Source organism: Rhizobium sp. 1399 (assembly GCF_031455475.1).
In the GTDB taxonomy this organism is placed as follows: Bacteria; Pseudomonadota; Alphaproteobacteria; order Rhizobiales; family Rhizobiaceae; genus Rhizobium.
The window spans coordinates 974,730-995,783 of the sequence record NZ_JAVDSU010000002.1 but is presented as its reverse complement, the minus strand read 5'-3'; the positions used below and the strand labels follow the sequence as shown (position 1 = coordinate 995,783).

Annotated in this window: 17 protein-coding genes; 1 reads left to right on the top strand and 16 read right to left on the bottom strand. The window is 60.0% G+C overall.

The genetic code is table 11. From position 1 onward, the window contains the following. Positions 1–21 precede the first annotated feature (21 nt). The 14 genes from J2X71_RS10665 to J2X71_RS10600 form a co-directional block, all read right to left on the bottom strand. A complete protein-coding gene (locus J2X71_RS10665; RefSeq protein ID WP_113322971.1) occupies positions 22–1,965 on the bottom strand; it encodes a PrkA family serine protein kinase in 1,944 nt (647 codons plus the stop codon). A 423-nt stretch (positions 1,966–2,388) separates the two neighbouring features. Beyond that, positions 2,389–3,738: an FAD/NAD(P)-binding protein gene (locus J2X71_RS10660; RefSeq protein WP_310382023.1), complete on the bottom strand. Its 1,350-nt coding sequence runs from the start codon at positions 3,736–3,738 to the stop codon at positions 2,389–2,391. A gap of 104 nt (positions 3,739–3,842) precedes the next feature. Next, positions 3,843–5,093, bottom strand: a complete 1,251-nt coding sequence (locus J2X71_RS10655) for an MFS transporter (RefSeq protein WP_310382021.1) — start codon at positions 5,091–5,093, stop codon at positions 3,843–3,845. Between the two features lie 215 nt (positions 5,094–5,308). After that, positions 5,309–6,301, bottom strand: a complete 993-nt coding sequence (locus J2X71_RS10650; protein WP_310382018.1) for a LysR family transcriptional regulator — start codon at positions 6,299–6,301, stop codon at positions 5,309–5,311. Positions 6,302–6,316: 15 nt separating this feature from the next. Continuing rightward, the gene (locus tag J2X71_RS10645; protein WP_310382016.1) at positions 6,317–7,102 is read right to left on the bottom strand and encodes an ABC transporter ATP-binding protein; all 786 of its coding nucleotides are present in this window, start codon (positions 7,100–7,102) and stop codon (positions 6,317–6,319) included. A 2-nt stretch (positions 7,103–7,104) separates the two neighbouring features. Beyond that, complete coding sequence (locus tag J2X71_RS10640) at positions 7,105–7,932, bottom strand: ABC transporter permease (RefSeq protein WP_310382014.1); 828 nt, start codon at positions 7,930–7,932, stop codon at positions 7,105–7,107. A 3-nt stretch (positions 7,933–7,935) separates the two neighbouring features. Then, complete coding sequence (locus J2X71_RS10635; protein WP_310382012.1) at positions 7,936–8,898, bottom strand: ABC transporter substrate-binding protein; 963 nt, start codon at positions 8,896–8,898, stop codon at positions 7,936–7,938. Between the two features lie 23 nt (positions 8,899–8,921). Then, positions 8,922–9,818 carry a polysaccharide deacetylase family protein gene (locus tag J2X71_RS10630; RefSeq protein ID WP_310382010.1) on the bottom strand — a complete coding sequence of 299 codons (897 nt, stop codon included), beginning with the start codon at positions 9,816–9,818 and terminating at the stop codon, positions 8,922–8,924. Then, the gene (locus J2X71_RS10625; protein ID WP_310382008.1) at positions 9,818–10,522 is read right to left on the bottom strand and encodes an isochorismatase family protein; all 705 of its coding nucleotides are present in this window, start codon (positions 10,520–10,522) and stop codon (positions 9,818–9,820) included. The genes J2X71_RS10630 and J2X71_RS10625 overlap by 1 nt, the downstream gene beginning before the upstream one ends. Before the next feature lie 431 nt (positions 10,523–10,953). Beyond that, positions 10,954–12,084, bottom strand: a complete 1,131-nt coding sequence (locus J2X71_RS10620) for a substrate-binding domain-containing protein (RefSeq protein WP_310382006.1) — start codon at positions 12,082–12,084, stop codon at positions 10,954–10,956. A 62-nt stretch (positions 12,085–12,146) separates the two neighbouring features. Continuing rightward, positions 12,147–13,133, bottom strand: a complete 987-nt coding sequence (locus J2X71_RS10615; RefSeq protein WP_310382004.1) for an ABC transporter permease — start codon at positions 13,131–13,133, stop codon at positions 12,147–12,149. Further along, positions 13,130–14,119 (bottom strand): ABC transporter permease, encoded by a 990-nt coding sequence (locus tag J2X71_RS10610; RefSeq protein ID WP_310382002.1) that lies wholly within the window; start codon positions 14,117–14,119, stop codon positions 13,130–13,132. Before J2X71_RS10610 ends, J2X71_RS10615 begins: the two co-directional genes overlap by 4 nt. Continuing rightward, positions 14,116–15,630: a sugar ABC transporter ATP-binding protein gene (locus tag J2X71_RS10605; protein WP_310382000.1), complete on the bottom strand. Its 1,515-nt coding sequence runs from the start codon at positions 15,628–15,630 to the stop codon at positions 14,116–14,118. The genes J2X71_RS10610 and J2X71_RS10605 overlap by 4 nt, the downstream gene beginning before the upstream one ends. Further along, on the bottom strand, positions 15,627–16,508 hold the full coding sequence (locus J2X71_RS10600; protein WP_310381998.1) for a sugar phosphate isomerase/epimerase: 882 nt from the start codon (positions 16,506–16,508) through the stop codon (positions 15,627–15,629). The genes J2X71_RS10605 and J2X71_RS10600 overlap by 4 nt, the downstream gene beginning before the upstream one ends. Positions 16,509–16,648: 140 nt before the next feature. Here J2X71_RS10600 and J2X71_RS10595 point away from each other — a divergent pair, with 140 nt between their 5' ends. Next, positions 16,649–17,692, top strand: coding sequence for an AraC family transcriptional regulator (locus tag J2X71_RS10595; protein ID WP_310381996.1), 1,044 nt, complete (start codon positions 16,649–16,651; stop codon positions 17,690–17,692). Between the two features lie 23 nt (positions 17,693–17,715). On the opposite strand, the gene J2X71_RS10590 is transcribed toward J2X71_RS10595, so the two are convergent. Beyond that, positions 17,716–19,083: a sigma-54 dependent transcriptional regulator gene (locus J2X71_RS10590; protein WP_310381994.1), complete on the bottom strand. Its 1,368-nt coding sequence runs from the start codon at positions 19,081–19,083 to the stop codon at positions 17,716–17,718. Beyond that, positions 19,080–20,954 (bottom strand): sensor histidine kinase, encoded by a 1,875-nt coding sequence (locus tag J2X71_RS10585; protein WP_310381992.1) that lies wholly within the window; start codon positions 20,952–20,954, stop codon positions 19,080–19,082. The genes J2X71_RS10590 and J2X71_RS10585 overlap by 4 nt, the downstream gene beginning before the upstream one ends. Positions 20,955–21,054: the final 100 nt, after the last annotated feature.

Sequence of the window (21,054 nt, the reverse complement as noted above, 5' to 3'; positions counted from 1 at the left end):
GGTACTCGCCGGACAGCCTACCTAACTCGCCTGCTTGACGCGCATGTACCATTCCACCAGCCGGCGAACCTGCCGTTCGGTATAATCCCGCGCGACCATGCGCGAGACGAACTCACTGTGTTTCTTTTCCGTCTCGCTATCCTTCTTCGATCCGAAGGAGATGACCGGCAGCAAATCCTCGACCTGCGAAAACATACGCTTTTCGATCACTTCCCGGATTTTTTCATAACTGGTCCAAGATGGGTTCTTGCCGCCATTGTGGGCGCGCGATCTGAGGCAGAACTTGACGATCTCGTTGCGGAAATCCTTGGGATTGGCGATGCCCGCGGGTTTTTCGATCTTCGTCAGCTCCTGGTTCAGAAGTTCGCGGTCGAGCAACTGACCTGTGTCGGGGTCCTTGAAATCGACGTCCTCGATCCAGGCATCCGCGTAATCGACGTAACGGTCGAACAGATTCTGACCGTAATCGGAGTAGGATTCCAGATAGGCCTTCTGGATCTCGTTACCGATGAATTCCGCATAACGCGGTGCCAGTTCTGCCTTGATGAACTCCATATAGCGCTTTTCCGTCTCCTCGGAAAACTGCTCGCGGCGGATAGCCTGTTCCAGAACATACATCAGATGCACCGGATCGGCGCCGATATCCGTCGTGTCGTGGTTGAACGTCGACGCAAGGACTTTAAAGGCAAAACGTGTCGATATTCCGTCCATACCCTCGTCGACACCGGCAGAGTCGCGATATTCCTGCACGCTTCTGGCACGCGGATCGGTTTCCTTCAGGCTTTCACCGTCATAGGCACGCATCTTTGAAAAGAGATTGGAATTCTCGTGCTTGCGAAGCCGTGACAGAACCGAGAAGCGGGCCAGCATCTCCAGCGTCGCTGGCGCGCAGGCTGCATCTGCAAGCTCCGAACCCTCGATCAGCTTCTCGTAGATTTTCTGCTCCTCCATGACCCGGAGGCAATAGGGAACCTTGATGACGCAGATGCGGTCGATGAAGGCTTCATTGTTTTTATTGGCCTTGAAAGTCTGCCATTCTGCTTCGTTCGAATGAGCAAGGATGATGCCCGAGAACGGGATCGCACCGATATTCTCGGTGCCCATGTAATTGCTTTCCTGCGTCGCCGTCAGCAACGGGTGCAGCATCTTGATCGGCGCCTTGAACATCTCGACGAATTCCAGAATGCCCTGATTGGCGCGATTGAGACCGCCGGAATAGCTGTAGGCGTCTGGATCGTTCTGCGAATAGTGCTCGAGCTTGCGGATATCGACCTTGCCGACCAGCGATGAGACGTCCTGGTTGTTCTCGTCACCCGGTTCGGTCTTGGCGATCGCGATCTGGCGAAGCCTGGACGGCTGGATTTTCACGACGCGGAAACGAGAGATATCGCCGTCGAACTCGTCGAGGCGCTTCAGGCACCATGGGCTCATCAGGCCACTGAGGCGACGGGTAGGGATACCGTATTCTTCGAGTAGCAACGGCCCCATGGCCAGAGGATCGAAGAGATTGAGGGGGCTTTCGAAGACCGGGCTCAAGTCGTCGCCTGCCTTCAGCACATAGATGGGATTGACCTCCATGAGCTGCTTCAGGCGCTCCGCAAGCGAAGACTTGCCGCCGCCGACGGGACCGAGCAGGTAGAGGATCTGCTTACGCTCTTCCAGGCCTTGGGCTGCATGCCGGAAGAAGGACACGATCCGCTCGATCGTCTCCTCCATACCGAAAAAACCCGCAAAGGCCGGATAGGTTCGGATCGTCCTGTTCATAAAGACCCGCCCGAGCCGCGAATCCTTGGCTGTATCGATGATCTCAGGTTCGCCGATTGCCGCCAGCAGCCGCTCGGTGGCGTTGGCGTAAGCCATCGGATCCTTCTTGCATATGGACAAATAGTCCGCGATAGACATATCCGTCTCGCGGCGAGACTCGTAGTTACGGGTGAACGCATCAAATAGGGAGTTGTTCAGCATAGGCCCTCCTATAAAGGTCTGCCTCAGCGATTTTCGCCTTCGCTAAGTAAGATGGTGCGCCAATGTTTCGAAAGATCAAGGTCCTCCTAGACGGAAATAAGACATCGCTGGCATTCCAGCATCGCTACACAAAAAATTGCGCGTAACCTGCCGATTTGATCCTCGAAAGTTGACCGCCTCTATAGATTTGCGGCAGCACCGGGAGTATTATTCGCGCGCGGTATGAAAGAGAACGCCGCGCACCTTCACGCCATGACGCGAATATGTGTTGGTGCCCCTTAAAGGGCTGCCTGATTCGATGGAGCGAGGATTTCTCGCCGTCCGAATGTGAAATGTGCCTTCAAGAACCCTCCGTGAGAAAAGCAAGGCTTGGTCGAAAACAGGCCATCGGCGCAACCCATGCGGTCAAAGCTCGGGTCCTTCTCACATTGCTATTTGCGCAGCGACCTGTTCTGCCTGAGCCCTGATATCGGGAACGGCGGTAATCTCCCAGAATTGACCGGCTGTCAGCGCACCCACCGCATAAAGGTTCGATTGCGTCACGCCTTCTGAATTCAGCACGCGCGAATCCCGGTCTACGGAGATTCCGAGCCCAAGCGAATCCGCAGCGACAAAGCCCTGCCGGCGCATTTCCTGCAGAAGCGGTGAATGCGCCAACCCTGCCCGTTCCATCCCCGTGCAATTGACGATCCAATCGACTGTGAGAGCGATTGTCTCACGGCGTCCTCTTTTGCGGTATTCGATGCCGATCCCGTCGCCGGCATCCTTGAGCGTTTTGAGATAGCCGGCGTGGAAATTGACGACACCCTGCTGCCGCAATTGCTCGAACCGGTCGTAGATGTCAGGCGCCACGCGATGGCGGTGGACGTTCCACCATGGCATGGCATGCCGCAGGAAACGCGACCGCTCCGCCGGAGCGAGGTTCTGCCAGATCGCCTGGGTCTTGGGCCGCAGCCCATCCATGACGCTTCGCCAGTCGGCCTCCGATCTCACCCGCCGCCTGATATCGTGCAGGATCTGGCTGAGTGTCGTCCCGTTTGCATCGATCTCGATGGCCGCAGGTGATTTCGGATCGCGGACATGTCCGTGTGGCGCGAGCCCGCGCCGGGAGAGAACATCGATGCGGCCGCGGTGCCCATGCGACCGAAGCCCAAGAACCTGATCGATCATGGTAAGGCCCGAGCCCAGGATACAGACCCGATCCTGCGGGCCGACATGTGTCAACCAGGAGAGGCGCCAGGGGTTTTCGATCACATACGAACGCATGACGCTCCCAAGAACTCCGGTATCGACCGGCAATTTCGCATTTCCCAATCCAAGACAGAGGACGACGCGGCGGCCGGCGATTTCACCGCCATGCTCCAGCAGAAAGCCGAGGGCGTCCGGATAGCGCTCGACGCAGCCGGTGGCCTTGGCCTTGATGAAATCGACGCGGCACCGGTCGTCCCTATACCGCAGGAGATCTGCAAGCGTATCCCTGACATAGAGCCCATAATCGCTCCGTGACGCGAAATCGGCATCCCGCGACGGACGGTTCTTGCGGCTCAGCCATTCCACGAAATCGGCCGGCCTGTCCGTGAAGAGGCTCATGCGCGCCGCTGGGACATTCAGCCGGTGGAGATGCATTTCAGTGCGATAGGCCGTGCCTCTGCCAAAACCCGGATCATCGCCGATGACGGCGATCGACGCCGTCTGCGGAAGTTTCCGGACAAGATTGCAGACGACTGCGATCGCAGAAAAGCCGGAGCCGACGACAACAACATCATAAATCAAGCGCTCGTTCCATGAATCACCGGGTGAGGCATCGATGGAACTAGCGCAGGCTGGTGAGTTGTCACGACCAGAGGCATCAGCATTTCAGGGGTTTTTCGACTGCCTTACCGCTCTTCGCCTTTTTGAGGCCATTTCTCTCCTTCTGCTTTGCCCCGAACCTCCGGCACGACGCGATAAACCCAGACAAGATTGGCAAGGAACAGCCCCGTCGTCAGCACGAAAACCCAGCGGATGCCGACTGTAGCAGCCATGGCGCCGCCGGTGAATGGTCCGAGGAAGGCCCCGAGAAAGGACGCCGACGCCGTGACGCCATAGGCAAGGCCGCGCTGCGAGGGCGGGGCGAGATGGCCGACAAGCGCATTGGCCGTCGGCAGGATGCCGCCGATGAACATGCCGATACCGAAGCGCAGCGCAAGGAACTGCCAGTAGCTGCCAACGAAGGCCTGCGGCAGGCTCATCAACGCGCCACCGAACAGGCAGATGATGAGAACGCGGCGATAACCGATCGTATCGCTTCTCTTTCCGAGGAAGGGCGAGGCAATGAGATCGGCGACGCCGGTCACAGAGAAAGCAAAACCGGCAAGCGTTGCGATCCCATTCGGCGTCGAGACGAGTTCCTGGATAAAGGGGGTTATGACCGGCTGGACAGCGCGTACGGCAAATTGGGCGAGCAGCAGAACGACAAAGAGCGGCAGCAGCCCCTGGGTCTTCGTCAGCGCGGAAAAGGCGTCGAAAACGGAAACCTTATGTACGCCATTGTCGGGATTATACGAATCCGAAACACCCCAGTAGGCAAGGCAGACGGCAATCCCCGAGATCACGGCCGTGAAATAGAAGGTCATGCGATAGTCGCCAGTGATATCGGCAATCACACCGCCGGCAATCGGGCCGGTCAGGTTGCCGACAAGCTGACCGGTCGCAAGCCAGCCGAGCGCATAGCCAAGACGCCGCTCCGGCATCTGGGTTGCGACAAGCGCGATCGCCGATGCGGAAAAGCCGCTGAAGGCGCCCATCATCACGCGCAGCGTCACGAGCTGCCAGAGATGCTGGCTGAAGCCCATGAGCAGCGTGAAGAAGCAGATGGCAAGGCTTGAGCGCAGCACCATCACCTTGCGTCCATAACGATCGGCAATCGAGCCCCAGAGCGGCGAGACGAAGGCCGAAATCAGGAAGTTCAGCGAATTCAGGAGGCCTGACCAGAAATTGATGGCGCTGACATCGGTGACACCGATATCCGGCAGGAAGAGGGGCAGGATCGGGCTCATGACCGAAAGCGCCACGCTCATGATGAACTGGACGCAGACCATCAGCCACAGAGTCCGCATCCAGGGGGCTTCAGCTGTATCGACGAGCATGGCAAATACCTGTCCTGTCCTTTGCGTAGTGGTGGATCCTCACCGCGTGGCCAGCGAAGAAGCCCCAGAGCGGAAAACCCGCCTGCAATGCTCCGTCGAAACCTATGATTTCTTTTAGTTTTTTGAACATGCGAATACCTTGACCGGTGGGCCGGCCTCAACTGTTTCAGCTTTTCGGCGGTTCGAAGACTTATGGCGGGCTTGTGCCCGCCGGCTCAAAGCTCGCTCAGGTCATCGGGAAAGCGAATGGCACTGGTGAGATGCGCGGGCCAGGTTGCCGCATGCATGCGGAGCGAGGCGCGCGAACTGGTTGCGATCGATGTAGGCACGTCCAGAAGCTTGCCACTGTTGACGAGAAGCAGGATTTGTCGCGACGGAACATCTCCGGGCAATTCCAGATCGGCGACGCGTGCCGGATCCGGCCGGTAATAGGCAATGGTGAGCGGCGTCGTAATCGTCCATCCGATGCCGGCACTGACGAGTTCCAGGATAGGCACCGCCGAGTTGCATTCGATGCCGCGTGGCGGGTTGAGGCCCTGGCCTGCCAGATAACCTTCGATGAGCTCGGCCTTGCGGCTGCCGCTGCTGGAACGGATGAAGGGCATATCCCTGGCAAGAGCATGTAGCGTACGCCGCTCCGCCGGAATGCCCGCTGGGGCAAGACCGATCAGATCCTCCTCGCAGAGGTTGAAGCGGTCGAGCCTGGAGATGCCCTCCAGCGGCTCGCTGGAAATCAGTGCCTCGAAATCGCCCCGCAGAAATTCCTGCACATAGTTGAAGGACTGGCCGGTGCGGACTTCGAGCTGCCCGACGATCTGGTTCAGCTCCGAGACGATGGCGGGTGTCGTATATTTCGCGACACTTTCGGCGATATAGAGCCGTAGCTTCGGCAGAAGCTGGGTCCTGTAGGCCTCCAGCTCCTGAAGGATATCGGCCTCGCTGTTGATAATGTCGCGCGCCCGCTCCTGCAGGATGCTGCCGGCAGGTGTGAGCCGGAGGCCTTGCGCACTTCGCTCGAAGAGCACGATGCCCACGTCCCTTTCCAGCCGGTGCACGATCTGAGAGACTGCCGGTGTCGAAAGACCGAGCTTGCGCGCGGCCGCCGACATCTTCGAGGTCTGGCAGATCACGAGGAACTGCGAAAGCAGCCGCAAATCAAGATGTCTTGCCACCGGCACCTGCCCTTCCAGTCCATGCTGCTGCCGCAAAAACCGGCTCCCTTCTCAAACCATCTCCTCCATGATCGATTCCCGGACCTCATGCTCGATGAGGTTCCAGATGCGCTCAACCAGCGCAACGAAGGCCGGCGTTCGCTTAATCGAGAGCGGACGCGGACGCGGCAGGTCGATCTCGATGATTTCTTGCAGACGACCGGGACGGCGGGCGAAGACGAAGACACGGTCGGCGAGAAAGACCGCCTCATCGATCTGGTGGGTAACGAAGAGCACCGTCTTGCGTCCCTTCTCCCAGATGCGCAGCAGTTCGGTCTGCATGATCTCGCGCGTCTGCGCATCAAGCGCCGAGAAAGGCTCGTCCATCAGCAGGATCTCGGGGTCGATTGCCAGTGCACGCGCTAGGTTGACGCGCTGACGCATGCCGCCCGAGAGCTGCCTTGGATAGTAGTCTTCGAAACCCTCCAGGCCGACGAGTTTCAGAAGACCCTTCGTCTCCTTCAGCCGCTCGGGACTGGCATAGCCGCCGATCTCCGGCCCGATCATCGCGTTCTGCAGGATGGTCCTCCAGGGGAGGAGATTGTCTTGCTGGAATACGAAGCCACGGTCGCTGCCAGGCTTTGAAATGGCACGGCCGTCGAGACGGATCTCGCCGGTCGTCACTTCCTCGAGGCCGCTGACAATGCGCAGGAAGGTGGTCTTGCCGCATCCGGAGGGGCCGACGATCGAGATGAATTCGCCGGACTGGATCGTCGTATCGATCCGCGTCAGCGCATCTATGCCGGTAAAGCGTTTGGTGAGTCCGTCGATGACGAGTTTTGGAACGACCTGGACCATGATTATTCCCTCCAGTGCAGAAGCCGGCCTTCGAGCCAACCGAAGGCCGATGTCAGCCCAACGCCCGCAACGGCGAGGATGACGACACCGGCAAAGAGCTGCGGCATGTTGAAGGCATCCGCCGCCTGGCTGATGATCTGGCCGATACCGGCGCGGGAGCCGAAGAGTTCGGCCACGACGACGCCGATCAAACCGCGACCGATGCCGAGCTTCAGCCCGGCGAAGATGAACGGCAAGGCAGACGGCAGGGCCACCTTCAGGAAGATCTGCCGGCGACTGGCGCCGAAACAGCGGACCATTTCGACCAACTCACGGCTCGTCGTGCGCAGGCCCGCCTCGGTGTTGATGATGACGGGGAAGACCACCAGCGTGACGACCATGATCACCTTCGACCAGATGCCGACGCCCATCCAGAGGATGAAGAGCGGCGCAAGCGCGATCGTCGGCGTTGCGTAGAGGCCGGAGATCCAAGGCTGCAGTACCTGCTTGGTCACATTGGAATTGGCAAGCGCGATGCCGAGCAGGACGCCGGCAATAGAGGCAAAAACATAACCCAGCAGGAATTCGCTGGCACTGACCTCGATATGTTTCGTCAGCTCGCCATCGGCCCAGAGATCGGCGATTGCAACGAGGATCTGGCTCGGTGCGGCAAGAAAGAGCTTGCTGGCTACGAGGTAGCGGCTGACGAGTTCCCAGATGAGGAAACCTCCGATGACGGAGGCGAAGGCCCAACCGGACCGCCGCAGGGGGAGCAAGAGACGGGCGGCAGCTGTGAGCGACCGGCTGCCCTCCCTTCCTGCGTCAGGCAAAGTGGAAACATGTACCGCCATTCGTCAGTCCTTTGCGAGGATGGTTGCGTTATAGAAGCGGTCAGGATCGGCGCTGCCTTCGAGGTCGCCGAGACCCTTCATGATATCCAGGAGTTTGCCGAGGCCGGCTTTGTCGACCGTGCCCTCGGGATCATAGATATCGAGCGATTTGAAAAAGTCGTAGGTCTTCTGGGCATCGTCAGGCTTGGCGGAAATATCCTTGATCAAGACGTTCACCGCCTCATCGCGGTTGGCAGGATCGGCAAGCCAGGTCACAGCCTGCGAATATCCCGTGAGGAAGCCCTGGATCGCCGGCTTGTGATCCTTGGCCCAATCGACATTGACCGCATAGCCGGTGAAGGGGAAATCCTTCACATAATCGACCGTCACACCGAGGTTCTTCATGCCCGCCGTTTCGGCCTGGAAGTTGAAGGGAGCGCTGATCAACGCGCCGTCGACGGCACCCGACTGCAGCGCCGCGAAACGGGCCGAAGTGGCACCGGCGTAGATCAGGTCGTAATCGCCCTTATGCAGGCCGTTCGGCTCCGCCATGCGCTCCAGATAGATGCGGGTGATGTCCTTGGCGCCGCCGACCATGATGGTCTTGCCTTTGAGCGCGGCATAGTCGGCAATCTCTGGCTTCACATAGAGCGCGTAAGGCGCGGCCTTGGCTTCAATGCGGATGATCGAGATGGCCGCTCCCTTTTCGATCGCCCGGATTGGATCGACGAGGCCGCCCGAGCCCATGTCGACCGAACCGGCGGCGACCTGCTGCTGAACGGCGGCGCTGGAAGGCGCGCTGACGAGGTCGATCTTCACATTGTTCTTCTCGAAAAAGCCCTTGTCGAGAGCAACGAGCAATGGCCAGTTCAGTGCCGACCCCGAGCCGACCGTTCCAAGCGTGATCGTCTCCTCAGCGGATGCGGCGCCAATAGCTGCCGCAGACACTACGAGGATCGTTGCAAGCGAGAGGGGGATATTTTTCATCGCGGTGTTCATCGACGGCTCCATCATGCGGCTTCGGTGCTGGAAAGGGGAAAGGCTTCGGCATAGGCTTGCGCGATTTCGCTGCCCGTCGCCCGCCACACGCCTTCATGTTTGCAGACATAGGCGAGCGCCTCCTCCAGCGCGCGGATGCGGTGTGGGACACCGGTGATGTAAGGATGCAGCGCGATTGCCATCACCCGGCCGGATTCAGCTCCCTCCTCCCAGAGGACGTCGAATTGGCGGCATATCATCTCGCCGAATTCCACTGATGTCATATGCTTCTTCTCGAAGGCCGGCTTGTCGTTCAGTTCCTGGCTGTAAGGAACCGACAGGATATTTCTGCCATTCGGCAGCGACATCCAGTAGGGCTGGTCGTCATTGGTCCAGTCGCAGACGTAACGCACGCCCTCGGCCTGCAGATGTTCCAGGGTGTTCCATGTTTCCTGCAGGCCGGAACCGAGCCAGCCGACCGGTTGCTGGCCGGTCGCCGCACGGATGGTGGTGACCGCGCGATTGATGATGCCGCGCTCTTCTTCAGGCGGCACGGCATTCAGGCGACGGGTGTTGCTTTCATTGTGGCCCATGAGTTCCCAATTACGCTTTGCAGCTTCTTCGAGGATCTCGGGATGCTGCTTGCAGAGGTCGCTATTGAGCGCCACGGTTCCGCGGATGCCGAACTTGTCGAATACCTTCATCATCCGGAAGATGCCGATGCGGTTGCCATAGTCGCGCACCGACCATGTCGGAATATCGGGCGTGACGCCGCCTCCGCCGGCTGCCGCCGGCACCTGTTCGTCAAGCGCGAAGAACTCGATGTTGGGAATGACCCACAATGCCACGCGGGCATTGCCCGGAAGCTTCCAGCGAGCGCGGCGGATGATCGGCGAATAGGCGAACGGACCGTAGGAGCGAGGTTCCATCACACGGCCTCCTTCAGAGCGAGACCGTCGAGATGGGCGACGATGTCGTCCGTATGCATGACGTTGGCGTATTTGTGATGCAGGTCGAAGAGGTTGATCTTGTGGGAGATGAGGCTGCGATCGAAGCAGCATTCCTCGGCCATCACCATCTGGAGGCCATAGGAATACCCATCAACCGTGCTGGCGCGCACGCAGCCCGAGGTGCTCTCGCCGCAGACGATGACTGTCTGGACGTTGAGAAGCGTCAGATGGGCGATGAGCGGAGTGCCAAAGAAGGCGCTCGCACGTTGCTTGGTAATGACGATGTCACCGGCGACGGGCGCAAATTCCGGCCGGATGGCGAAAACATCAGGATCCGTCTTGATACTGTTGCGCCTTGTTGCGCGGATCGAATTCGGCTTGCTGTCGGGCCGCGTATCGCTGGTCGTGTAGATGATCGGCAGACCGGCAGCGCGCGCGGCTGCAAACAGGCGCTTGGTGGGCTCGATTGCATTCCAGGCATATTCGCCGCAAGAGCTCGGATAGGTCCTCGAGACTTCCGCGACCGGTCGCGGACCACCCTGGTAGGCAAGCTCGTAGAGATCGATCGCCAGAAGGGCGGCCTGCGGACCGACTGTGACGGGGCGTTTGTAGTGGCTGTATAGGTCGAGGACCTCTTCTGGAATGACATCACGCCAGCAATGATCTTCAAACGCGTCTATCATGCGATATCTCCAAGCTCTTGAATGGCAGAGTTACGGTGCGTTGCACCCCTCGCCATTAACAAAGCAAGGCGCGTGCCAGAGTGGGATTCTGGGAGATTCTTGTTATATTTCAGAGAGATATAGGCCATCCCGGGAAGGAACTTCACTCCTGGCCGCACGAAGGTGACCCTCATGCATTTTTTGCCTAAATGAACGCCGTTCGGGCCTTAAGCAGTCTCTTAACGGTCGCCAGAGGATAAATGCGCCATGCCGCAGCCCAGGTCGCAAGCTTGTTACAGCTCGCGCTTAGATGAGCTAGCGGTATTTTCAAGAGAACCATTGAAATCGTGGCCACGTAGGTGGGTTGCGGTGCCCTGCAACCGGCAGGCAGCCGACCCCGCGGATCCGTCGACCCGCGGAGTGATATCGCCGATGACTGAAGCGGATGCCGCTTACTTCTTTCCACCCCAGCGTTCGGGATAACCCGGAAGATCCTGGCAACCACACAAGCTGTAGTGCAGCGGCGGCATGCGCTCGTCTATGTAGTTTGCGAGCGTGTCCTGGGTGATGGCCGGCTGCGGAAGAAGCCATTCCGGACCCGGTACCGGCTTGCCGTCGAGAACATCGAGAGCGCCGATAATGGCAGTACGCCACTGGTAGGTGGGATAAGAGGGGCCAATAGCCGTCAATTTATCCTTCTGCCACTTGCGCAGGAAGTCCTGCTGGTCTTCGCCGCTGATGACCGGATATGGCAAACCCGCATCCTCGAAAGCTTCGAGCGCCGCGGTCGCGGTATCACCAGCATCCATCCAGACGGCATCGATCTTCTCGCCGCGATTTATATAGTCCTCGACGATCCCCTTCGTCTTCGCGCGGTCGCTGCCGGTGAATTCGGAGCCGATAACCTTCAATCCGGCTTCGTCGAAGATGTTCTTGGCGGCGGAGTAGCGGGTTTCCAGGACGTCGACGCCCGGCATGATACGCAATGCAAGCACATTAGCGCCCTTCGGCAGCTTGCCGGCGATGAACTCACCGGAGGTGATGCCGAAACCATAGCCGCCGACCGGGTGAATATAAGTCACCGGGCAGGAAGTGGCGACACCGCGGTCAAAGACGATGACCGGGAGCTTGGCGCAGGCAGCTTCCACGGCAGGCGTCAGAGCGGCCGTAGTATTGGGTGAAACGATCAGCGCATCGCATCTGCCACCGCTGACAAGCGCTTCGATATCAGAAATCTGCTTGTCGTCCTTGCCCTCAGCATCGACCACAACCAGTTCCTTGATGCGGTCCTTGTGCAGTTCCGCTTCTGCCTGCAGATTGTTCATGCCGACGACGCGCCAGGGATTGAAGATACCCGCATTCGAGAAGCAGATCGTTACCGGACCATCCTTCTTGTATTTGGCGGTGTCGACCATCGTGTCCCCAAGGTGTTGTGCCCAGGGCTGGCCCTCCGGACCCTGCGGCGTCATCGAGAGCTGCTCTCGCTGCTTCTTGAACTCGGCGGGATCGTTGAATTCCTGCGCATAGGTCACGCCGGCAAATGCCATCACGACCAGTGCTGCCACGACTGCTCTGTATTGCATGTTTTTCCTCCTCAAAATGCCGGAACACCGGCGGTTCATCGCTTGTCTCTCCTTGCAAGCAATCACGTTCTCCGACGGTCGCGCCAGGCGCTGGCACCGACGGCGGCGATCAGAAGCACACCCTGGATGCTGTCGCGCAGTGCCTGCGGCAAGCCGGCCAGATTGAGCAGGGTGAACAGCGAAAACAGGCTGAGCGCACCAAAAAGCGCACTCCAGATCGAACCGCGGCCGCCAAGAAGTTGCGCGCCGCCGATCACGCATGCGGCTATCGCCTGGAGTTCCAACCCGCGTCCTGCATTGACCGATACGCCGGAAAAGCCACCGACGAGAATGCCTGCGGTCACGGCGGCAAGGGCGGAAACGACGAAGGCGGTAATCCTCGTGGCTGCGACCGGGAGCCCGGCAAGTTCAGCCGCGCGCGCATTGTCACCGATCGCCAGCGCCCGCTTGCCGTAGACGGTGCCGTGCAGGCACCACCAGGCGACGCCGATGAACGCCACGAGCACAACAACTGCAATGGGCAGCATGCCAATCGGCCAGACGTCGCGCATGACAAAACGGCCGAGATCCCGGAAATTGTCCGGCAGATCGCCGCGAGCCGCCCCGCCTGACCAGGCCAGTGCTAGCCCGTTGACGAGCAGCATGGTGCCAAGCGTCGTAATGATTGACGGCACTTTCAGGAAGGCGACGACAAGCCCGTTTACCATTCCGACGGCGAAGCCCATCAGATAGAGGACACCGATCATCGGCCAGGTCATGGCGGGATCGCCATTGATCAAAATCGAAGCAGCGAGCACCACCAGGGTGACAACCGCGCCCATCGAAAGATCGAAACCACCCGTCAGAACCACGAAGAGTTGGCCAGCTGCGAGGATAACAAGCGGTGCGGCCCGGCGCAGGAAATTCATGAACAGCCCGACTTCGAGGTAGTTCGGCTGCAGGATGACAATGGCTGCGTAAAACAGAACGAAGATAATCAGGCCGAAATTCAGCCTCGAGAACGAGAGACTGGAGCGCCGTATGGGCGTTGTGTCGGGGAGCGGTGTCATGCGACATGCTCCTTGTTGCGCACGGCATGAACGGCAACCGCGACAATGATGATCGCGCCCCGCAGGACCTGTTTCAGGAAGGCGTCGACACCCAGCATGTTGAAGCTCGCATCTAAGCTGGCAAATAGCAGCACACCGGCGACTGTACCCGCCACGCCACCCTTGCCGCCGGCTAGGATCGTCCCGCCAATGACGGTGACCGCGATCGACTCCAAGTCATAGATGCCGTCCCGACCGATCCAGGGCGTGCCGGATTGCAACCGCGCTGCAAGATAGAGACCGGCGACGCCGGCGAAGAGACTGGCGATCACATGAGAGACAAGGACAAAACGCTCCGTGCGGATGCCGGCAAGGCGGGCACCCTCGGGATTGCCGCCGACCGCATAAAGGCGCGCGCCGAACACAGTGCCCGAGAGCACGAAGCCGGCACCCGCGGCAAGTAGTAAGAAAAGCAGCAATGGCCAGGGGATCCCGAACGCATCGCCATATGCGAAGGCCTGGAAAGCGGGGGCGACGGAACCTTGCAGATAGGTGAAGCCAGCCGCCAGGATGCCCTGGATCGTCAGTCCCGTGCCGAGCGTCGCGATCAGCGGGTTGATGCCACAATAAGCGACGAGGAGGCCGTTAACCGTCCCCACGAGCACGCAAACCACCAGGCAGACGACGATCGCTGGCGCGATCATCGCCGCATCCGCCTGCATTATGTAGGAGGCAAGCACGGCTACGACGCTGATCAGCGCGGCAACCGAAAGATCAATCGAACCGACGAGAATGACGAAGGTTTGGCCCAATGCCACGAGGCCGAGCGCGACCATGCGCTGGAAGAGGCCAGTCAGTCCCTCGAAACTAAGCTGATTGATCTCACCCGTCACAAGCGCCGTCACCGCATAAATGATGGCGGAGACGAATACGAGCACAGTTGCGACGGAAAAATGCAAAGGACGACGTTGAAGCCGAATAGCCTGCGGGACAGTCTCGACACTCATGCGACGGCTTCCCCCTTATGGCGCATACCGATGCCAAGCGAGAGCGCCATGACAGCCTCCTCGCCTGCTCCGCGTGGAAGCTCGCCGGCGATGCCTCCCTGATGCATGACGAGGATGCGATCGGAAATGCCGATCAGCTCAGGCATATCGGAGGAAACGACGACAATGCCCCGGCCGGCATCCGCAAAATCACGCATTGCCTGATAGATCGCAGCCTTTGCAGCAATGTCGATGCCGCGGGTCGGCTCGACAAACACAAGGATATCGGATTGGCGGGAAAACCATCGCGCGATGATTGCCTTCTGCTGGTTGCCTCCGGAGAGCGAACCGATCGGCTGACCAAAGTCGGTGGCGCGCACGTCTATTGCCCGCAAAGCCTGATCGATATGGAGATCAGCAAAGGCGCCGGCCTGCGGCCGAGCGAAGACATTCGACATGGAACGCAGTGTCAGCAGCGCATTGTCGCGCACGGACTGGCGCAACAACAACCCTTCCCGCTTACGGTCACCCGGCAGATAGCCGATGCCGAGCGCCGTGGATTCACGAGGCGAGCCGATTGCCTGCGGCTTGCCCTTGCGTGTTGTGACGCCTTTTGACAGCGGCACATCGCCAACGATTGCCTGCGCAAGTGCGGCCTTGCCGGAATCCTCCAGCCCGGCAATGCCGACGATTTCCCCGGCACGGACATCGAGATTGATGGCGCGCAGCATACCGTTACTGCCGTTTTCGATGGCAAGAAGCGACTGCCCCGGTCCGGCCGCCGGTGCCTGAGGATAGAAATCCCGAAGGTCGCGACCAACCATTGCTTTTACGATCGCGCCGATATCGACCTCGATCCACGGCCGCGTCCAGATTTTGCGTCCGTCTTTCAGTACCGTGACGCGGTCAGCAATCGCCATAATTTCGGGCATACGATGCGAGATGTAGACGATTGCCACTCCTTCGCCTTTCAGGCTGCGCACGAGGTGCAGCAGCGCTTGCGCATCACGCCCGTCGAGAGCGGCCGTCGGCTCGTCCATGACGAGTACCTTGGCATCGAGCAGCAATGCCTTGGCGATCTCCACCAGTTGCTGGCCGGCGATCGAAAGCGATGCGACTTGCCGGTCCGGATCGATATCGGCGCCAAGGCGTTGCAGAAGCGTTGCAGTGCGCCGGCGCATCGCATGGCGATCGAGAAAGCCGTAGCGCGAGGGCTCGCAGCCCATGAAAATGTTCTCCGCCACGCTGCGGTAGGGCAACAGGCTGAGTTCCTGATGGATGATGGAGATACCGGACGCCTTCGCCTGCTGCGGATGGGTGAAATGGGCGGGCCGACCACCGATGTGGATCTCGCCGCTATCCGCCCGGTAGCTGCCGCCGAGTACCTTCATCAATGTGGATTTGCCGGCACCGTTCTCGCCGCAAATCGCGTGGACCTCACCCGGAAGGCAGTCGAAGTTGACGGCGTCAAGAGCAAGCACACCAGGAAAAGCCTTGCAGATGCCAGTCATTTCAAGCGCTGGTACCGTCACGGCGAACCCTCCGTCTTCGACATCACCCGCTCGCCTGCCGCCTGCCATTCGTGACGGATGAACGCGACGCTCTCGGCAAAGAGATGGTCGAGATCGTCGAAGAGATCGCGCCACACCCGCGTGGCGCCCGCAAGTTCCGGCAGGGCACGGCTGAAGGATTCGACCGTCAGCCAGCCATCGTAGCCGCAGCGTCGTAGCGCCTCGAAATGCGCAGTGAAAGGCACATGCCCCGTACCGGGAATGCCACGATCATTCTCTGAAACATGATAGTGGTTGATCTCCCGGTGGTAACGTTCGTAAGTCGCCGCCGGATCCTTTTCCTCGATATTGGCGTGGAACGTATCGAACATGTAACCGTAGTTCGGGTGGTTGACCGCCCGGTGTATCGCGGACGCCGCAGAGATCGTCGACATCAGATAGCACTCAAAACGATTGACTGCTTCGGCGGAAATGCGGATGCGGGCAGGCGCGGCATATTCGGCAAGAGCGCGCATCGCTTCCACGCAACGGCTACGTTCCTCCTCCGTCGGACCGAAGCCGGTAAAGACGCCGACGGGAGAATGAACCGGACCGGCAATCACCTCGCCACCCATGGCCTCGGTGCAATCGACAATCCAGCGATGATGATCGCTGGCGCGCTGGCGGACGATTGGATCGGCGCTGATCGGATTGGCCTCCACCGGCGCCACCGCCGCAGCGCCGGCGGAAAGGCCGATATCGCGTAGCAGCCTGCCGAGATCAGCGTAATCCTCCTGTCTGCCTGAAAAGACCGGGATCTCGACGGCATCGTAGCCCAGCGCTTTCAGTCTCTCTAGCTGGCGCCCATGCGCTGTCGTGATCTCCGCTCCGAGCACGAGCAGATTGAATGCGATCTTCACGTCATCTCCTCCCAGACAGGCGATCTCGAAGATTTTCCTCTGTTTCGAAAGAGCATGGCAGACTTGACTTGGCATGACTTGCGTCTCACAACAGTGGTAAATTTCTTAAGTCATTTTTCTGCGTTGGGAGGCGCGTTAAAGTGAACAAACACACCGTCATCAGCTCCGGCAATGCCCATCGTCCATCCGTCTTTCGACAGCCGGATTCAGTAATGTATGCCGATAACTGTCGGGAACTTCAGGCTGCGGCAGCGCGTGGGGAGGTGGAACTGCATGCCTGGACGCGCGGCAGCTATCCTGGCCAGTCGCTCGGCGACAGGCTGCCGGGTATCTGCACGGTCGGCTATTGGGATGCGCGCCATACACAGAACTGGGGTCTCGGTCGTCATTGCAATGAAGGCTTCAAGATTGCCTATCTCGCCCGTGGCAATCTCAACCTGATCGTTGACGAACAGACCTACGATCTCGAACAGGGCCAGTTCATTGTCATCCGGCCCTGGCAGCTTCATTCGATCGGAAATCCGGTTGTCGATGCCAGTCGGCTGCTGTGGCTCATCCTCGACGGAGGGCTGCGACGGCCGAGTGAGCCCTGGCAATGGCCGAATTGGATGGTGTTTTCGAGACGGGAAGCTCAGGCGCTCGGTGAGCTGCTGACGCAGAACAGCCAGCCCGTATGGGATGGCGGTACGGATCTTTCCCGTGCTTTCGAAGCCGTCCCGTCGATCCTTCTCAGCCGCACACCCGAGGACGGCGAAACCCGGCTGAAGGTCGCGATCAACACGATCATGTTGAGCCTTATCGACCGCATGACCGAGCAAGCGCCAAAGATCGACCCCGATCTTTCGACGTCGCAGCATACGGTGGCGATCTTCCTGCGCCGTCTCGCCTTTGCGCTTGGCGAGGATTGGACACTGGAATCGATGGCCGAGGAATGCGGTCTTTCGCGTACGCGGTTTTCCGAATATTGCAAGCGACTGACGAATATGTCGCCTCGACAGTATCTCCAGCATCTGCGGCTTGAAGAGGCTTCGCGTCTGCTCAAGACCCCTGGTCGCCGCAGCATTACGGAGATCGCCTTTTCCTGTGGCTTCAATTCCAGCCAATATTTTTCGAACGCTTTCCGCAAGCGCTACGGCCATGCGCCCAATGAGCTAGGTTACGATCCGATACGAAGCGCGCTGTGAAAAGCCGGATCGAGATTTGAAGTTCAGTTTTCTGCCTTCGAAGGACTGAAAGCGGCGCGTTCTATCCCGTGGCGCTGCAGCTTGTCGTAGAAGGTCTTGCGTGGGATGCCGAGGGTCTCGATAGTGCGGCGCACATCGCCATCGGTCCGGGTCAGCGTCTCGCGGATGATGTCGGCCTCGTAGCGGTCGATCCTTGCCGGCAGAGACAGGGAAGCATCCTTGTCCTCCATCTCGCCCTGCGCCCCTTCTGCCGGCGCCGCTTCAAGGCCGAGCACGAAACGCTCAGCGAAGTGGGAGAGCTCGCGTACATTTCCTGGCCAGTCATGGCCTTTCAGATGGCGATGCAGTTCGGGCGCAACAGGCGGAACCGGGCGTTTGAAGCGGTTGGCGGCCCGTTCGGTAAAGTGGGCGAAGAGAAGCGGGATATCGTCGCGCCGATCGCGCAGTGGCGGGATGCTGATCGTCACGACATTGAGCCGGTAATAGAGGTCCTCGCGGAAATCGCCGCGCTCACGCGGATCGCCGAGATCGATCTTGGCGGCGGCCACGACACGCAGGTCGACGGGGCGCACCTCGTTGGTGCCGAGCGGCATGACTTCCCGCATTTCCAAGACGCGCAGCATCTGCACCTGCGCGGAAGGCGGCATGCTTTCGATTTCATCGAGGAAGAGTGTCCCACCGCTCGAATGTTCGATGCGGCCGATGCGCTTCTTCTGCGCGCCTGTGAAAGCGCCGGCCTCATGGCCAAAGAGTTCGCTCTCGATCACGGTTTCCGGCAGGGCGCCGCAATTCAGCGCCACAAAGTTTCCCTTTGAGCGACGGCTCCAGCGATGCAGCAGGCTTGCCACCACTTCCTTGCCGCTGCCGGTCTCGCCGGTCACCAGCACATCGACATCCGTGTCGGCGATCTGCCGGAGCGTTCGCCGCAGGCGCTCCATGGCCGGCGTCTGGCCGATCAGCGGCAGGTCGCCTTGTGCCTGCTCGGCCGCCTCGCGCAGCGACCGGTTGTCGAGCACGAGCCGGCGCTTTTCGGCAGCACGATGCACGCTTTGCACCAGCCTGTCGGCCGCGAAAGGCTTGGTGATAAAGTCATAGGCCCCGTCCTGGATCGCCTTGACGGCCATCGGGATGTCACCGTGCCCTGTGATCAGGATCACGGGAAGGTCTTCATCGAGCCAGCGGATCCGATCGAAGAGCTGCAATCCGTCGACATGCGGCATGCGGATATCGGAAACGACCACACCCGAGAACTCCGCGGTCAGATCCGTCAGCGCTTCCGTAGCGGCGGAAAAGGTCGAAACAGAAAAGCCGGCAAGCTCCAGCGTCTGTTTCGTCGCCTTCAGGAGATCCTTGTCGTCGTCGATAAGCAAGACCGGGATTGCTTCACTCATGCCTGTGCCTTCTGCAGATAAACGGTAAAGCGGGTGCCGCTTTCGTTGCTTTCGACCTCGATACGGCCGCCATAATCGGCAACGATATCCTTCGAAATGACGAGCCCAAGGCCCAGGCCTTTTTCTTTCGAGGTGTTAAAAGGCGAAAAAAGCGAGCCAAGGATGTTCTCCGATATGCCGGGGCCGTTATCTGCCACCGTCACCGCCACCCCGCTGTCCGTCTCCTCGCAGAAGACCTCAACCTTCGCGCCCTCCCTGCCCTCCAGCGCTTCCAGCGCATTCTGGAAGAGGTTGATCAGCACCTGCTCCAGCCGGATGCGGTTGCCGCTCACCTTCAGATCGGCCGGAGGTAGCCTGATATCGAGTGCATCCAATCGGCCGGCAAAACGGCTGCGCAGCAGCACGACCGCGCCTTCGATGACGGCGCGCAGTTCGATCGGCTCCGCCGCAGTGCGGCCCTTGCGGGCAAAGGCCTTCAACTCCTCGGTGATGGTGCCGATGCGCTCCGTCAGGCTGGCAATCGCATCGAGATTGCCGTCAGCCGATTCCGGCTGATGGCGTTTGAGGAAGGTTCGGGCATTGTCGGCATAGGCGCGGATGGTCGCGACCGGCTGGTTGATCTCATGCGCCACGCCTGCGGCGACCTGCCCCAAGATCGCCAGGCGGTTCGCCTGCACCAGCTCCTGCTGCACCACCTGCAGCCGCGCCTCGGTCGCGCGGTGGTCCGATATCTCCTCCTGCAGACGGTCACGGGCGCGGCTAAGGTCCTGTGTGCGCTCCAGCACCCGGCGCTCCAGCTCCTCGCGGGCGGCGCGCTCGGTCGCGATACGCATGACGACGATCTGGCGGCGGCGCAGCAGGAAGGTCATGATCGCCAGCACCGGAATGAGGGCGGCCAATGTCAGCAGCCGCCATTCCCGCACCGAAGAGGCGATCGGCGCTTCGGTCGGCACAAGATATTCGAGTTGCCAGGTTGTCGATGGCACCTCCGTGCGCAATCGCAGGAACTCGCCCTCCCCGGCGCCCGGCATGATGGCATGGACGATTGCGGCTGCAGGCCCCAGCGCCTGCCGTTCGTCGATCGGCAAGGGCAGCAATGGCGCCTCGCCGAATTGCAAGCTGCTCCTGATCGCCGCAAGGCTTTCTTGCGGCAGAGGCTTCGCCGTCATAAAGCGCCAGGACGGCAGGCTGGTGATGAGCACGACACCGTGCTCGTCGACAACATAGGCCGGCCGAACCGCATCGCGCCAGTCGGATTCCAGCTGATCGAACTCCATCTTGACGACGACGACACCAAGCGGAGCCGCAGCATCCCCGACCCGCCGGGAAATATAGAGGCCCGGCCGGTTGCTGACATTACCAAGCGCGAAATGCTCCGCCGTGCCCGTTTCCATCGCACGGCGGAAATAATCGCGGAAGGAATAGTCGTTGCCGACAAAACTCAGAGGCTCCCGCCAATTGCTGGAAGCGATCGCGATGCCGTTCTTGCCAGTTACATAGAGAACCGAGGCGCGGGTGCCGGCGACAAGGCTCTGGAGCTTGCGGTCAAGCCCCATGACGGCTTCTCCCTGCCCCGAGGCCAAAGCGTCCCGCACCTGCTGGTCATCGGCAAGGAGCAGCGGCAGAGCCCGTGGCCCTTCGAGCACGGCACGCAGTAGCGCCACCTTGAGATTGGCGTCGGTCTGTCCCTGATCCTCCAGCGCTGCAATTGCCTGCAGACGGCCATAAATGCCAGCGCCGTAAAGGGCCGTTCCGATGAGGACGGCGGCGAGCGCCGCAAAGATTAGCCAGACGGACCGGGAGCGCCGGCCAAGCTGTTCAGGCGTCAGTAAACGTTCATCTGTCCTCTGGAGCATGGCCGCATTGTGCATCTTTTCGCACGACCAGCAAATCACTTTGTGCGAAAAATCGCACTATCGCTTTTGCTTCAGCCCGTCGCATTCAATAATATCAATGAATTAGGCAATCGGA

Bases quoted from the DNA above. Each gene is read 5' to 3' on its own strand.
- J2X71_RS10665 (WP_113322971.1), bottom strand. From the start codon at position 1,965: ATGCTGAACAACTCCCTATTTGATGCGTTCACCCGTAACTACGAGTCT.
- J2X71_RS10655 (WP_310382021.1), bottom strand. From the start codon at position 5,093: ATGCTCGTCGATACAGCTGAAGCCCCCTGGATGCGGACTCTGTGGCTG.
- J2X71_RS10645 (WP_310382016.1), bottom strand. From the start codon at position 7,102: ATGGTCCAGGTCGTTCCAAAACTCGTCATCGACGGACTCACCAAACGC.
- J2X71_RS10640 (WP_310382014.1), bottom strand. From the start codon at position 7,932: ATGGCGGTACATGTTTCCACTTTGCCTGACGCAGGAAGGGAGGGCAGC.
- J2X71_RS10635 (WP_310382012.1), bottom strand. From the start codon at position 8,898: ATGAAAAATATCCCCCTCTCGCTTGCAACGATCCTCGTAGTGTCTGCG.
- J2X71_RS10630 (WP_310382010.1), bottom strand. From the start codon at position 9,818: ATGGAACCTCGCTCCTACGGTCCGTTCGCCTATTCGCCGATCATCCGC.
- J2X71_RS10625 (WP_310382008.1), bottom strand. From the start codon at position 10,522: ATGATAGACGCGTTTGAAGATCATTGCTGGCGTGATGTCATTCCAGAA.
- J2X71_RS10620 (WP_310382006.1), bottom strand. From the start codon at position 12,084: ATGCAATACAGAGCAGTCGTGGCAGCACTGGTCGTGATGGCATTTGCC.
- J2X71_RS10615 (WP_310382004.1), bottom strand. From the start codon at position 13,133: ATGACACCGCTCCCCGACACAACGCCCATACGGCGCTCCAGTCTCTCG.
- J2X71_RS10610 (WP_310382002.1), bottom strand. From the start codon at position 14,119: ATGAGTGTCGAGACTGTCCCGCAGGCTATTCGGCTTCAACGTCGTCCT.
- J2X71_RS10590 (WP_310381994.1), bottom strand. From the start codon at position 19,083: ATGAGTGAAGCAATCCCGGTCTTGCTTATCGACGACGACAAGGATCTC.
- J2X71_RS10585 (WP_310381992.1), bottom strand. From the start codon at position 20,954: ATGCACAATGCGGCCATGCTCCAGAGGACAGATGAACGTTTACTGACG.